The sequence below is a fragment of the Paenibacillus sp. 01T442 genome, from assembly GCF_056398345.1.
Window position 1 is genome coordinate 16351 of the sequence record NZ_JBFTPF010000040.1, and the last position, 14693, is coordinate 31043.

Here is a 14693-nt window from a genome sequence, read left to right on the forward strand (position 1 = left end):
TTAGGAGGAATTAGGATGGATGAAGACATTATCGGCGGGAAGCACTCCGTATTGGAGGCGCTTCGTGCTGGACGGACAATTAATAAAATATGGATTGCCGAAGGTGCTCAGAAGCAATTCGCTGGACCGATTGTGGCAGAAGCGAAAAATCTAGGCATTATTGTCCAATTTACGGACAAGCGTAAGTTGGATCAAATGGCAGAGGGACTCCAACATCAAGGTGTCGTTGCACAAGTTGCAGCGTATGCCTACGTGGAAGTTGAGGATATCTTAGCCAAGGCGAAAGCGCTCGGGCAAGAACCGTTCATTTTGATACTCGATGAAATTGAAGATCCGCATAACCTAGGATCCATTCTACGTACAGCAGATTGTACGGGGGTTCACGGTGTGATTATACCGAAACGACGTTCCGTAGGGTTAACGGCAACAGTTTCCAAAACATCTGCGGGCGCAGTTGAGTATGTTCCGGTCGCACGTGTGACGAATATTTCGCAAACGATTGAGCAATTAAAGGAACAAGGTGTTTGGGTTGCAGGTACGGATGTTACTGCTGCTCAAGATGTCTATAAAGCCAACTTTACGATTCCGATTGCCCTAGTTATTGGAAATGAGGGTAAAGGTGTGGGTCGACTTATTAAAGAAAGATGCGACTTCTTAGTCAAGCTGCCAATGGCCGGACATGTTAATTCATTGAATGCCTCCGTTGCCGCGGGTGTATTGATGTATGAAGTGGTAAGACAGCGCAATAAGAGCTAAATGGGATGGAACAGATCCTAATTGTAGATGGTTACAACATTATCGGCGCCTGGCCTGAGTTAAGTAAATTAAAGGATACTGATCTGGAAGGTGCACGTGACGGTCTGATCCATATGCTTGCAGAATTTCAATCCTTTTCAGGTATGAAGGTCTATCTCGTTTTTGATGCCTACATGGTACCTGGACTGGGTAAGAAATATGTGCAGAATAAACTGGCTGTGCTTTATACCAAGGAGAAGGAAACCGCAGATGAGCGAATCGAGCGATTGGTTACGAATCTGATGGGAAGGCGTAAGGAAATATTCGTAGCAACGTCGGATATGATTGAGCAGCATGTCATATTTGGCAAGGGAGCGCTCCGCATGCCCGCGAAAGAATTGCTAGTGAAAATTAAACAGAATCGTAAAGAGGTTCGTGAACGCATTGTACCGGAGACGACAACCAAACGAAATCCGTTCGGAGCCAAGCTGAGTGACGAGATGAAAGCGAAGTTAGAACGATGGCGAAGAGGGGAGTAAATCCTCCAAATGCTAGAAATGGTGGGGTTCCCCGTTGACGGTGTGAGATTTCATCATGTATACTTAACCTAACTTTTATAGTGAAATCTGGGTAGTCTTGCAGGCCGGAGGGATTGTTGGTGAGTGTCGACCTCAAAGAACTGAGAATGTATGATTATGACCTCAAGCCAGATGAAGACATTGTCGAAGCAGTCCGTGAAGGCAGTAGCGAAGCTTTGGAATATCTTATCAACAAGTATAAGAATTTTGTTCGTGCCAAAGCACGCTCTTATTTTTTGATAGGTGCAGACCGAGAAGATATTGTGCAGGAAGGCATGATAGGTTTATATAAATCTATCCGCGACTTCCGAGGAGACAAGCTTGCTTCATTCAAAGCCTTTGCTGAACTGTGTATCACGCGGCAGATCATCACGGCAATTAAGACAGCAACTCGTCAAAAGCATATACCTCTTAATTCCTACGTATCACTGGATAAGCCCATCTATGATGAAGATTCTGATCGTACACTGCTCGATGTTATTAGCGGCTCCCGGGTAACAGATCCCGAGGAATTGGTTATTAATCAAGAAGAGTTTACGGGACTTGAAGATAAAATGGGAGAGATTCTAAGTGACTTAGAGCGTAGAGTGCTTATGCTCTATCTCGATGGCAGATCCTATCAAGAAATTGCTGTGGATCTCGATCGCCATGTGAAGTCAATTGACAATGCTCTCCAACGTGTTAAGCGCAAGCTTGAGCGGTATTTGGAAGTCAGAGATTTGTAGAAACGCCCGTGCCGCATGAGCTGTACGGGTGTTTTTCTTTCTTAGTATGTTTAGTTCCCCTCGGGAGAGCCTATACTGGTGATACTCTTGCATTTGTGAGACTTCTACCTTGACACTCGGGGGACAGTTGTGATAAAGTGTTTCAGGTAGCCCTAAAAGTCGCTTTCTTTTTGATGCGCTTAGAAGGGCTTTAATTAGAAAGTGTCTGTAGGAGGTGTACATCATGCGGGTCATCATCACATTAGCGTGCACAAATTGCAAACAAAGAAACTATGCATCCACTAAAAATAAGCGCAACAATCCCGACCGTATTGAGTTGAAGAAATATTGCAAATTTTGCAATGAACATACTGCTCATCGCGAGACTAGGTAGTTCTTTGGAGGTGTAGTTTGTGGCGTTCTTGGCTAGAATGAGACAAAGCTTCGGATCCACTTTTTCCTTCTTCACCGACAGTTGGTCAGAACTCAAAAAGGTCAAGTGGCCAAGTCGCAAAGAGATGACTACTTATACGCTTGTCGTTATAGGTACAGTAACTTTTGTTGCTATTTATTTTTTTGTGCTGGATCTAGGAATTTCTGAGTTGCTGCGCCTTGTTTTTAAATAAACAGGACTATAGGTGAATTTATTCATGGAAAAAAGATGGTACGTCGTACATACCTATTCAGGGTATGAGAACAAAGTGAAAGCCAACTTAGAGAAGCGCGTTGAGTCTATGGAAATGACGGACAAGATCTTCCGTGTGCTTGTGCCTATGGAAGAAGAACTGGTAAACAAAGACGGCAAGAAAAAAGTCGTTATGCGTAAAGTTTATCCAGGGTATGTTCTCGTGGAAATGATTCAAACGGACGACTCTTGGTACGTAGTACGTAATACGCCAGGAGTGACTGGATTTGTAGGTTCTACAGGATCCGGCTCTAAACCAACTGCATTGTTACCTGAGGAAGTTGAATCGATTCTGAAGCATATGGGAATGGAAGAACCGAAGGAAGTAATTGACTTCGAACTGAAAGAAACCGTACGCGTCAAGGTGGGTCCATTTGCAAACTTTGTTGGCTCTGTCGAAGAGATTATTGCCGATAAGGGCAAACTGAAGGTACATGTCAACATGTTCGGAAGAGAAACACCGCTTGAGCTCGATTTCGACCAAGTGGAAAAGCTCTAAGAGCATGACAACCAAAAGGCTCTACCAGGTCTATTCCTTGGGATAGACCTACGTTAGTGGGAACGCATTAGTTTCCTGAATAGCGAGGCTTTGATTCGTCGAAGACTCCTATATTACTGCAAGGAGGTGTCTATCATGGCAAAAAAGGTTATTAAAATCGTGAAGCTTCAAGTTCAAGCTGCGAAAGCAAATCCAGCACCACCGATCGGTCCAGCATTGGGTCAAGCAGGTGTGAACATCATGGCTTTCTGTAAAGAGTTTAACGCTCGTACTGCTGATCAAGTTGGTCTAATCATTCCAGTTGAAATCACAGTTTTCGAAGACCGTTCCTTTACATTCATCACTAAAACGCCTCCGGCTGCAGTTCTTCTTCGCGTCGTTGCTGGTATCGAAAAAGGATCAGGTGAACCGAACAAGAAGAAAGTTGCAACTGTGAAACGCGCTAAAGTTCGCGAAATCGCTGAACAAAAAATGCCTGACCTAAATGCTGCATCCGTTGAGGCTGCAATGCGTATGGTTGAAGGTACTGCTCGCAGCATGGGAATCACTATCGAAGATTAATTCCGCAAGGAATGCGACTGTGCAAGCTCGAAGCCTGCAGAAGTGTTTTCTACGAAAACATGGAGGTCGCTCGGTGGGAGGATTATCCGCTAATACCACTAAGGAGGATAAATATTATGCCTAAACACGGTAAAAAATACCGCGAAGTAGCTCAGCTTGTTAATGCTGAAACTTTGTATGATCCGTCAGAAGCAATCGAGCTTGTTAAGAAAACAGCTCCTGCTAAATTCGATGAAACTGTAGATGTTGCAGTTCGTCTGGGTGTAGACCCAAGAAAACAAGATCAGGCTGTTCGTGGTGTTGTTGTACTTCCACACGGTACTGGTAAAACAAAACGCGTTCTCGTATTTGCAAAAGGCGAGAAAGCAAAAGAGGCTGAAGCAGCTGGTGCAGATTTTGTTGGTGATGCAGACATGATCAACAAAATTCAACAAGGTTGGTTCGAATTCGATGTTTGCGTAGCTACTCCGGACATGATGAGCGAAGTTGGTAAACTGGGTCGTATCCTCGGGGGTAAAGGTTTAATGCCAAACCCTAAAGCAGGAACAGTTACTTTCGACGTTACCAAAGCTGTTCAAGAGATCAAAGCTGGTAAAATCGAATACCGTCTTGATAAAGCAGGCCAAATTCATGCTCCACTTGGTAAAGTATCTTTCGATGCAGACAAGTTGAACGAAAACTTCAAAGCATTGGTTGATGCACTAGTTCGTGCGAAACCAGCAGCGGCTAAAGGTGTTTACCTTAAGAACATTGCTGTATCCTCGACAATGGGTCCAAGCGTACGTGTGAACCTGTCATCCTTCAGATAAGTAAAAGCTACCAGTTGACTTCGGTTGCTGGGCGTGATACTCTATCAAAGGTCCTAAAAATGAATATGCAAACCGTAGACAGTAGGTGCTGAAGAGCTTAATTTCCTACCGAGGTGTTATGATATATATAACGATTTCTTTGTACATCAGGGAAAAAGTGAACACATCATGCCTTCGTAGCGTCTACGAAGGCATTTCTTATTCATAGATAAGAAATGCTAATGCTCCTACTGTTTGCGATCTTGAAAGATAAATGCATAAGAAGTGAGGTGTACTATGGCAAACGCGAAAATTCTTGCAGAGAAAGAACAAGCAGTAGCTGAAGTAACTGAGAAGTTTAAAGCTAGCGCTTCTACAATCATAGCGGACTACCGCGGTTTGAACGTAGCTCAAGTAACACAGCTACGCAAAAGCTTGCGCGAAGCTGGTATTGAATTCGTAGTTCTCAAGAACTCGTTGGCTAGACGCGCATCGGCGAATGCTGAACTAAGCGCATTGGATGAGTACCTAACAGGTCCAACTGCTATTGCTTTCAGCAAAGACGATCTAGTTGCTCCAGCGAAAATTTTGACTGAATTTGCGAAAAAGAATGATAAATTGAGCGTAAAAGGTGGCGTGGTCGAAGGCCGCGTAGTTGGATACGATCAAATCAAAGCACTTGCAGAACTTCCATCCAGAGATGGTCTTCTCTCCATGTTGCTTAGCGTTCTTCAAGCTCCAGTTCGTAACTTTGCTCTTGCTGTTAAAGCAGTTGCAGAGAAAAAAGAAGCTGAAGGTCAAGCTTAATTTTAATGCACTACCTGTTTTACAAACAAAAAAACTAATTTATTAATGATAATGGAGGTTTAACCATGAGCACAAATGCAACGATCCTAGAAGCAATCAAAGGCATGACAATCTTGGAATTGAACGACCTGGTTAAAGCAATTGAAGAAGAGTTTGGCGTAACAGCAGCAGCTCCAGTAGCAGCAGGCGGCGGCGCAGCAGTAGCAGTTGAAGAAGCTCAAACTGAGTTTGACGTTATCTTGACAAGCGCTGGCGCTTCCAAAATCAACGTAATTAAAGTAGTTCGTGAAATCACTGGTCTTGGCTTGAAAGAAGCTAAAGACTTGGTTGACGGAGCTCCAAAAGCAGTTAAAGAAAAAGTTAGCCAAGAAGAAGCAGACGCTGTTAAAGCTAAGCTTACTGAAGCTGGCGCTTCCGTAGAAGTTAAGTAATTTCTTTTTCTTAGGAAACCTCTTGAAGCTTGACTTCAAGAGGTTTTTTTCAACATTTAAGCGATATGGTTTCACAGGATATGAGCGGCGTTGCCGTTTATTGTGCCTAAGTTTTTACCCTTAGGAAAGCCTTAGGAACGCACGTGGTTATTGGATTTTCCTATAGGTAGAAAAGGAGGGAATTCAAACGTGTCAGAGCATTACTACACACAAAAGCCGACCGTAAAGAGCGATGTCCATACAACGCAGGAAATTCTTCGTGGTAAGACATATACGTTTTTGACAGATGCGGGTGTGTTTTCTAAAAAAGGTGTCGATTATGGAAGTAAGCATTTAATAGAAACAATGGTACTATCGGAAGATGCTAGTGTTCTCGATGTGGGCTGTGGCTACGGGCCGATGGGGCTGAGTGCAGCAATCATGTGTCCGAAAGGACAGGTGACAATGGTCGACATCAATGAAAGAGCGGTTGAACTTTCGGTAGAAAATGCGCGGCGAAATGGTATTACCAATGTCACCATTCTACAGAGTGATCTGTTGGAAAAGGTGAAGGATAAGAAGTTTGACGCTGTTCTGACCAATCCGCCAATTCGTGCGGGGAAAGAAACGGTTCATAAGATTTTTGTGGATGCTTACGATTGCTTGAAAGATGGGGGCTCACTGTGGGTTGTCATCCAGAAGAAGCAAGGGGCGCCATCGGCAGTGAAGAAGCTGGAAACCATGTATAATGAAGTGGTAGAGGTTTCGAAGGACAAAGGCTACCGCATTCTGAAAGCCACGAAGTAAGTCTCTTGTAAATATACGTGGGAATTTGTTTGACTTGACATTTCAAATGTGATATTATTAAAAAATGTCAGTATTAAGATGGGACACATGTCTTTAGTTAGTAAAAATGTCAAGTCTTTTTTTCAGCCTTTATGCATAGAATTTGAACCTACAACGTATAATGTTTGAATTTTGGGAAATTCTAACAGGATGGGAAGAAAATCTTGAAAAAGTTATTGAATACAGAAAAAACCTTCATCCATACAGTCGCTTAATTCGGACGGGCTCCACTAACGGAGGCGTCCTGAGTGTACGTCGGTCGAAGTTTTTCTTCTTTCTTTTTATTTATTGAGTAGAGTTGAGGGGTGAATGAAAGTTGGCGGGACATCTTGTTCAATTTGGACGACGTAAACGCAGGACTTATGCACGAATTAATGAGGTTCTGGGCATTCCAAACCTGATTGAAATCCAGCAAAAATCCTATGAGTGGTTTTTGGAAGAGGGACTTCGTGAGATGTTTCAGGATATCTCCCCGATTCAGGATTTTACAGGGAACCTAGTACTGGAGTTCATTGACTATAGCTTAGGCGATCCTAAGTATTCCGTTGATGAGTCCAAAGAACGCGACGTAACGTATGCGGCGCCGTTAAGAGTCAAAGTCCGTTTGATTAATAAGGAAACCGGTGAGGTCAAGGAACAAGAAGTGTTCATGGGGGATTTCCCTATTATGACTGATACGGGAACGTTCATTATTAACGGTGCGGAGCGTGTAATCGTCTCCCAGCTCGTTCGTTCTCCCAGTGTTTATTATAGCACGAAAGTGGATAAAAACGGCAAAAAAACTTACACAGCTACAGTGATTCCTAACCGTGGGGCATGGCTGGAACTTGAGACAGATGCGAAAGATATCATCTACGTTCGTATTGATCGCACGCGTAAAATTCCAGTTACCGTATTGCTTCGTTCATTAGGATTTGGTACGGATGCTGAGATTCTAGATTTACTTGGCGATAACGAATATATTCGTAACACGCTAGATAAAGATAACACGGATTCTACGGAAAAAGCGTTAATCGAAATCTATGAGCGTCTTCGTCCAGGTGAGCCGCCTACGCTTGATAATGCAAGAAGCTTGATCGTTGCTCGTTTCTTTGATCCGAAGCGTTATGATTTGGCTAACGTAGGTCGCTACAAAATCAATAAAAAATTACACATCAAAAACCGCTTATTCAATCAACGTTTGGCTGAAACTTTGGTAGATTCCGAAACGGGAGAAATCATTGCTGAAGCTGGTCAGTTATTGGATCGTCGTGTGTTAGATGAAATCCTACCTTTTATTGAAAAAGGTGCAGGATATAAAGAGTTTACAATTCCTAAAGGTGTAACTGGCGCGGATACAATTCCTGTCCAGTGCATTAATGTTTACTCACCAACAGAAGAAGGCAAGGTAGTTAAGGTTATTTCTAACGGTGTTATTGATAAAGCTGTCAAAAACATCACGCCTGCCGATATCATCTCTTCCATTAACTACTTTATTAACTTACTTCATGGTATTGGAAATACAGATGATATTGACCATCTTGGTAACCGTAGACTTCGTTCTGTAGGTGAATTGCTTCAAAACCAATTCCGTATCGGTCTTTCCCGTATGGAACGTGTTGTTCGTGAGCGTATGTCGATTCAAGACGCTAACGTGATCACGCCGCAAGCGTTGATCAATATTCGTCCTGTTATCGCGTCGATTAAAGAGTTCTTTGGTAGTTCCCAGCTTTCTCAGTTTATGGACCAAACGAACCCACTTGCTGAATTGACGCATAAGAGACGTCTGTCTGCACTCGGACCCGGCGGTTTGACGAGAGAGCGCGCAGGGATGGAAGTTCGTGACGTGCATCACTCTCACTATGGCCGTATGTGTCCAATTGAGACGCCTGAGGGACCGAACATTGGTTTGATCAACTCCTTGTCTACATTTGCTCGCATTAATGAGTATGGCTTCATTGAAGCTCCATACCGTTGGGTAGATCCGAAGACTGGTTTGGTTACGGATCAAATCGCTTACCTGACAGCAGATGAAGAAGATAACTACGTTATCGCGCAAGCGAATGCGAAATTGACGGAAGAAAACAAATTCGTCGAAGATGCGATTATCGTTCGTTACAAAGATGACAACTTAACACTTCCGGTTGAACGTGTCGACTACATGGACGTTTCTCCGAAACAGGTTGTTTCTGTCGCAACAGCGTTAATTCCGTTCCTTGAAAACGATGACTCCAACCGTGCGTTAATGGGTTCCAACATGCAGCGTCAAGCTGTTMCGCTTCTTATCCCTAAAGCTCCGCTTGTAGGTACAGGAATGGAGCACAAGGTTGCTAAGGACTCTGGAGTATGTATTGTCTCCAAATTTGATGGAATTATTGAGAAAGCTGCTGCGAATGAAATTTGGTTGCGTCGCCAAGAAATGGTTGATGGCAAGCTAGTTAGTGGCAACATCGTGAAATATAAGCTTCACAAATTTATGCGTTCTAACCAAGGTACTTGCATTAATCAACGTCCGATTGTTAAAAAAGGTCAATTGATTAAAGCCGGCGATATTCTTGCTGATGGACCATCTACTGAACAAGGCGAATTGGCACTTGGACGTAACGTAGTCGTAGCTTTCATGACTTGGGAAGGTTACAACTATGAGGATGCGATTTTGCTTAGCCAAAAGCTTGTTAAGGAAGATGTGTATACCTCCATTCATATTGAGGAATACGAGTCTGAAGCTCGTGATACGAAGCTTGGACCTGAAGAAATTACTCGCGACATCCCGAACGTAGGGGAAGACGCACTTAAGAATCTTGATGAGCGCGGAATCATCCGTGTCGGTGCTGAAATTGGCGCTGGCGATATCCTCGTTGGTAAAGTAACACCGAAGGGTGTAACTGAGTTGACGGCGGAAGAAAGATTGCTGCACGCGATCTTCGGTGAGAAGGCTCGTGAGGTTCGTGACACGTCCCTACGCGTACCGCATGGTACAGATGGTATTGTTGTTGATGTGAAAGTATTTACGCGTGAGAATGGCGATGAGCTGCCTCCAGGTGTAAACCAACTCGTTCGTGTCTATATCGCTCAAAAACGGAAAATTTCCGAAGGCGACAAAATGGCGGGACGTCATGGTAACAAAGGGGTAGTAGCACGTATTCTCCCTGAAGAAGATATGCCATTCCTTCCAGATGGTACGCCGGTTGAAGTCGTTCTGAATCCACTAGGGGTTCCTTCCCGGATGAACATCGGTCAAGTACTTGAAGTTCACTTAGGTATGGCTTCCAAGTATTTGGGTATTCACGCTGCAACGCCGGTATTTGATGGAGCGCGTGAGTATGACGTATTCGATGCCATGGAAGAAGCAGGTATGCAACGTAGCGGTAAAACGATTCTGTACGATGGTCGTACAGGGGAGTCCTTTGAACGTGAAGTAACCGTTGGCGTTATGTACATGATCAAACTGGCACACATGGTTGACGATAAAATCCATGCCCGTTCCACTGGTCCTTACTCCCTTGTTACTCAGCAGCCGCTGGGTGGTAAAGCGCAGTTCGGTGGACAACGTTTCGGGGAGATGGAGGTATGGGCACTCGAGGCTTATGGAGCTGCTTATACATTGCAAGAAATTCTTACCGTTAAGTCAGATGACGTTGTGGGCCGTGTGAAAACGTACGAATCCATTGTCAAAGGCGAGAACGTTCCAGAACCAGGCGTTCCGGAATCCTTCAAAGTTTTGATCAAAGAGCTTCAAAGTTTGGGTATGGATGTTAAGATCCTATCTGGCGACGAAGAAGAGATCGAAATGCGCGAAGCTGATGATGACGACGAAGTGACGAGCGATAAATTAAACCTAAACATTGAGGGCTCCGAGCTTGGGGTCAACGAATAGTAACACCACATTAGAACGAGAACGATTCACTGTAAAGTGGGTTTAAATTTCTTAAAGGAGGGTTGCTCCTTGATGGACGTTAACAACTTCGAGTTTATGAAAATCGGCTTGGCATCACCCGATAAAATTCGCTCTTGGTCCCGTGGGGAAGTAAAGAAGCCGGAAACGATTAACTACAGAACCTTAAAACCTGAGAAAGAAGGTCTTTTCTGTGAAAAGATCTTCGGACCTACGAAAGATTGGGAATGTCATTGCGGTAAGTACAAACGCGTTCGTTATAAAGGCGTCGTTTGTGACCGCTGTGGCGTTGAAGTAACCCGTCAAAAAGTACGTCGTGAACGCATGGGTCACATTGAACTTGCTGCTCCTGTTTCACATATTTGGTATTTCAAAGGGATTCCTAGCCGTATGGGTCTTGCACTAGATATGTCTCCAAGATCTTTGGAAGAAATCATCTACTTCGCATCCTACGTAGTAACGGATCCAGGTGATACGCCACTTGAGAAGAAGCAACTATTGTCTGAGAAAGAATACCGTAGCTATCGTGAGAAATACGGCTATGCTTTCCAAGCAGGCATGGGTGCGGAAGCTGTCAAAAAGCTTCTTATCGATATTGATATCGAACGCGAAGTAGACACGCTCAAAGAAGAACTCAAAACTGCACAAGGTCAACGTCGTAACCGTGCGATTAAGCGTTTGGAAGTTATGGAAGCATTCCGTAACTCGAAAAACTTGCCTGGTTGGATGGTACTGGATGTACTGCCAGTTATCCCTCCTGAGCTTCGCCCGATGGTACAGCTTGATGGTGGTCGTTTTGCGACATCCGATTTGAATGATCTCTATCGTCGTGTTATCAACCGTAACAACCGTCTAAAGAGATTGCTCGACCTAGGCGCACCGGATATCATTGTTCAAAATGAGAAACGGATGCTTCAAGAAGCGGTTGATGCATTGATCGATAACGGTCGTCGCGGCCGTCCAGTAACAGGTCCGGGTAACCGTCCTTTGAAATCCCTCAGCCATATGCTGAAAGGTAAACAAGGTCGTTTCCGTCAGAACTTGCTCGGTAAACGTGTTGACTACTCTGGTCGTTCCGTTATCGTAGTAGGACCTAACCTGAAGATGTACCAATGTGGTCTTCCGAAGGAAATGGCGCTTGAATTGTTCAAGCCTTTCGTTATGAAAGAGCTTGTGAATAAAGGTTTGGCTCATAACATCAAGAGTGCGAAGCGTAAAGTTGAGCGCGTAAGTCCAGATGTTTGGGATGTTCTTGAAGAAGTCATTAAGGAGCACCCGGTTCTTCTGAACCGTGCACCAACGTTGCATAGATTGGGTATTCAAGCTTTTGAACCGATTCTGGTTGAAGGCCGCGCTATTAAACTTCACCCGCTTGTATGTACAGCTTACAACGCTGACTTCGACGGTGACCAAATGGCCGTTCACGTTCCTTTGTCCTCAGAAGCACAAGCTGAAGCTCGCTTGCTCATGTTAGCATCGGGTAACATTTTGAATCCGAAGGACGGTAAGCCGGTTGTTACACCTTCACAGGATATGGTTCTGGGAAGTTTCTACTTAACGACGGATAACAAATTCGCTAAAGGTGCTGGTTCGATCATTAGAACCGTTCATGAAGCAGTTTCTTCCTACCAATCGGGTAAAATGGCACTGCACGCACGTGTAGCTATCCCTGCGAAAGCATTGAACAAAACAAGTTTCACAGAGAAACAACAAAACGCTATGTTGATCACAACGATCGGTAAAATCATTATGAATGAAATCTATCCAGCTGATTTCCCATTCATCAATGAGCCGACCAAAACGAACCTCTTGAATGGTATTCCAGATGCGCATTTCGTATTTGAAAAAGGTGCAGATCTGAAAGCTATCATGTTGGAACGTGATGAGAACAAAGCGGTAGGTAAAGAATATTTAGGATCGATTATTGCTGAGTGTTTCCGTAAGTATCACACAACGCAAACATCGATGATTCTTGATAAAATTAAAGAGCTTGGATTCACGTATTCAACAAAAGCCGGTATTACCGTAGCTGTCTCTGATGTTGTAGTTCCAACTGAAAAAGTAGCAATCCTTAAGGAATGTGAAGAGAAAGTACGCGTAGTTACGAACCAATACCGTCGTGGTTTGATTACGGATGAAGAGCGTTACGACCGCGTTATTGCGATCTGGAGTAAGGCGAAGGATGAAATCACTGAGATTTTGATGAAATCCCTAGATAAATACAACTCTATTTCCATGATGGTTGAATCCAAGGCACGGGGTAACAAATCACAGATTACACAGCTTGGCGGTATGCGTGGTTTGATGGCGAATCCATCCGGTAAAATTATGGAGTTGCCGATTAAATCGAACTTCCGTGAAGGTCTGACAATCTTAGAATACTTTATTTCCACGCACGGAGCGCGTAAAGGTCTTGCCGATACAGCACTTCGTACAGCGGATTCCGGTTACTTGACTCGTCGTCTCGTTGACGTAGCACAAGATGTTATCGTTCGTGAAGATGATTGTGGAACAGATAAAGGCTTTATGGTTAGCAAAATTCAAGATGGTAAAGAGGTTATTGAGGATCTTTACGATCGTATTGAAGGTCGCTATGCTTATGAAACGCTTCGTCATCCACAAACAGGTGAAGTGATCGTTCAACGTAACGAGCTTATTGAATCTGGTATTGCAGATCGTATTATTGAAGCAGGTATCGAGAAACTTCAAATTCGTTCTGTACTTAGCTGCCGCACCAATCATGGTGTTTGTAAGAAATGTTATGGTCGTAACTTGGCTACTGGTCAATTCGTTGAGGTTGGTGAGGCAGTTGGTATTATTGCCGCGCAATCCATTGGTGAGCCAGGAACACAGTTGACGATGCGTACGTTCCATACCGGTGGTGTTGCCGGAGACGATATTACACAAGGTTTGCCGCGTATTCAAGAGCTCTTTGAAGCACGTAATCCGAAAGGTCAAGCGATCATTTCCGAAATCGACGGTGTCGTTAAGGAGATTCGTGAAGCTAAGGATCGTCGTGAAATCGAAGTTCAAGGTGAAGCGGAATCCAAAGTATATGCAGTTCCTTACGGATCTCGTGTACGTGTTTCATTGAATCAACAAGTTGAAGCTGGTGACGAGCTTACGGACGGATCTATCGATCCGAAAGAAATGCTTCGCATCAAAGGTATTCGCGGCGTTCAGAACTATATTCTTCAAGAAGTACAACGTGTATATCGTAACCAAGGGGTAGAAATTAACGATAAACATATTGAGGTTATGGTTCGTCAAATGTTACGTAAAATCCGCATCGTAGACGCGGGTGATACAACGCTTCTACCTGGTTCCTTCGTTGATATTCATGAGTATGAAGCAGCTAATAAAGTTGCTTTGTTCGCTGGCACAGAGCCTGCGGTTGCTCGTCCAATCTTGCTTGGTATTACCAAAGCGTCCCTTGAGACGGATTCCTTCTTATCAGCGGCGTCTTTCCAAGAGACTACACGTGTCTTGACAGATGCAGCGATTAAGGGGAAAGTCGACCAATTGTTAGGTTTGAAAGAGAATGTTATCATCGGTAAACTGATCCCTGCGGGAACAGGTATGCCAAGATACCGTAATATTCGAATCACGAACCCGAACGAGGTTGTCGTTTTAGATGAAGATTTGGAAAAAGAAACAGTTGCTGTTGAGTAACTAAATATAAAGAAAGAGGTAGCCACTTGATTAGGGGTGCGCTATCTCTTTTTATTTATACGAAAAGGGATCGGCTTAGTAGAATTACTTAAACTAACCCTTGACACTACTCAATCAAAATGATAATATATCGAAGTGTGCCTAAGTCGATATTCTTTCCTTTCTTTGAAGGGGGTGCCTAATGTCTTATGAAATAGTCAAACAGGCCAAGAATAGATGTGTAGGCACGAAGAAGGTTACAAAAACAGTCGAGCAAGGTAAGGCGATAGAAGTTTTTGTTTCTAAAGATGCAGATCCGCGATTGACGATAAATCTGGTAGCTCTCTGTACGCAGATGGGTGTGCCTGTAACCTACGTAGATTCTATGAAGATGCTAGGTAAAGCATGTGGAATTGAAGTTGGAGCTGCGGTAGCAGCTGTTGTAAATGAATAAGTGCTAAAGGTGTTTTTGTTAGTGGAAGAAGTTTGTGTAAGTTTTCGTGACTTTGACAGCTCTCCATAACAAAGACTTTCTCTTTGCTCATTTATGACTCG

The 14693-nt window shown here is 43.8% G+C and carries 14 protein-coding genes and 1 other annotated feature; all 14 genes read left to right on the plus strand.

The window, feature by feature from the left end; all coding sequences use genetic code 11:
- Positions 1-15 precede the first annotated feature (15 nt).
- The 14 genes from rlmB (at position 16) to AC1DLM_RS23545 (ending at position 14592) form a co-directional block, all read left to right on the plus strand.
- Positions 16-756, plus strand: coding sequence for a 23S rRNA (guanosine(2251)-2'-O)-methyltransferase RlmB (gene rlmB / locus AC1DLM_RS23480; protein WP_056618335.1), 741 nt, complete (start codon positions 16-18; stop codon positions 754-756).
- 5 nt (positions 757-761) lie between these two features.
- Positions 762-1274 (plus strand): NYN domain-containing protein, encoded by a 513-nt coding sequence (locus AC1DLM_RS23485; protein ID WP_477571350.1) that lies wholly within the window; start codon positions 762-764, stop codon positions 1272-1274.
- Between the two features lie 119 nt (positions 1275-1393).
- The gene (gene sigH, locus AC1DLM_RS23490) at positions 1394-2038 is read left to right on the plus strand and encodes an RNA polymerase sporulation sigma factor SigH (RefSeq protein WP_028557511.1); all 645 of its coding nucleotides are present in this window, start codon (positions 1394-1396) and stop codon (positions 2036-2038) included.
- 223 nt (positions 2039-2261) lie between these two features.
- The gene (rpmG, locus tag AC1DLM_RS23495) at positions 2262-2411 is read left to right on the plus strand and encodes a 50S ribosomal protein L33 (protein ID WP_079418041.1); all 150 of its coding nucleotides are present in this window, start codon (positions 2262-2264) and stop codon (positions 2409-2411) included.
- A 19-nt stretch (positions 2412-2430) separates the two neighbouring features.
- On the plus strand, positions 2431-2643 hold the full coding sequence (gene secE / locus AC1DLM_RS23500) for a preprotein translocase subunit SecE (RefSeq protein WP_047683213.1): 213 nt from the start codon (positions 2431-2433) through the stop codon (positions 2641-2643).
- 24 nt (positions 2644-2667) lie between these two features.
- Entirely contained in the window at positions 2668-3201 is a 534-nt protein-coding gene (nusG, locus tag AC1DLM_RS23505; RefSeq protein WP_028557509.1) for a transcription termination/antitermination protein NusG, read from the plus strand.
- A 135-nt stretch (positions 3202-3336) separates the two neighbouring features.
- Entirely contained in the window at positions 3337-3762 is a 426-nt protein-coding gene (gene rplK / locus AC1DLM_RS23510) for a 50S ribosomal protein L11 (RefSeq protein WP_029196472.1), read from the plus strand.
- Positions 3763-3878: 116 nt separating this feature from the next.
- On the plus strand, positions 3879-4571 hold the full coding sequence (rplA, locus tag AC1DLM_RS23515) for a 50S ribosomal protein L1 (protein ID WP_028557507.1): 693 nt from the start codon (positions 3879-3881) through the stop codon (positions 4569-4571).
- A 54-nt stretch (positions 4572-4625) separates the two neighbouring features.
- Positions 4626-4779 (plus strand) — a sequence feature (ribosomal protein L10 leader region).
- Between the two features lie 68 nt (positions 4780-4847).
- On the plus strand, positions 4848-5357 hold the full coding sequence (gene rplJ, locus AC1DLM_RS23520) for a 50S ribosomal protein L10 (RefSeq protein WP_068661872.1): 510 nt from the start codon (positions 4848-4850) through the stop codon (positions 5355-5357).
- Positions 5358-5422: 65 nt separating this feature from the next.
- The gene (gene rplL, locus AC1DLM_RS23525) at positions 5423-5788 is read left to right on the plus strand and encodes a 50S ribosomal protein L7/L12 (protein WP_057313458.1); all 366 of its coding nucleotides are present in this window, start codon (positions 5423-5425) and stop codon (positions 5786-5788) included.
- Positions 5789-5977: 189 nt separating this feature from the next.
- Entirely contained in the window at positions 5978-6574 is a 597-nt protein-coding gene (locus AC1DLM_RS23530) for a class I SAM-dependent methyltransferase (RefSeq protein ID WP_477571351.1), read from the plus strand.
- A gap of 355 nt (positions 6575-6929) precedes the next feature.
- Positions 6930-10469: a DNA-directed RNA polymerase subunit beta gene (gene rpoB / locus AC1DLM_RS23535; protein ID WP_477571352.1), complete on the plus strand. Its 3540-nt coding sequence runs from the start codon at positions 6930-6932 to the stop codon at positions 10467-10469.
- Positions 10470-10538: 69 nt separating this feature from the next.
- Positions 10539-14159, plus strand: a complete 3621-nt coding sequence (gene rpoC, locus AC1DLM_RS23540) for a DNA-directed RNA polymerase subunit beta' (RefSeq protein ID WP_056618310.1) — start codon at positions 10539-10541, stop codon at positions 14157-14159.
- 181 nt (positions 14160-14340) lie between these two features.
- Positions 14341-14592 carry a ribosomal L7Ae/L30e/S12e/Gadd45 family protein gene (locus tag AC1DLM_RS23545; protein ID WP_056618306.1) on the plus strand — a complete coding sequence of 84 codons (252 nt, stop codon included), beginning with the start codon at positions 14341-14343 and terminating at the stop codon, positions 14590-14592.
- Positions 14593-14693: the final 101 nt, after the last annotated feature.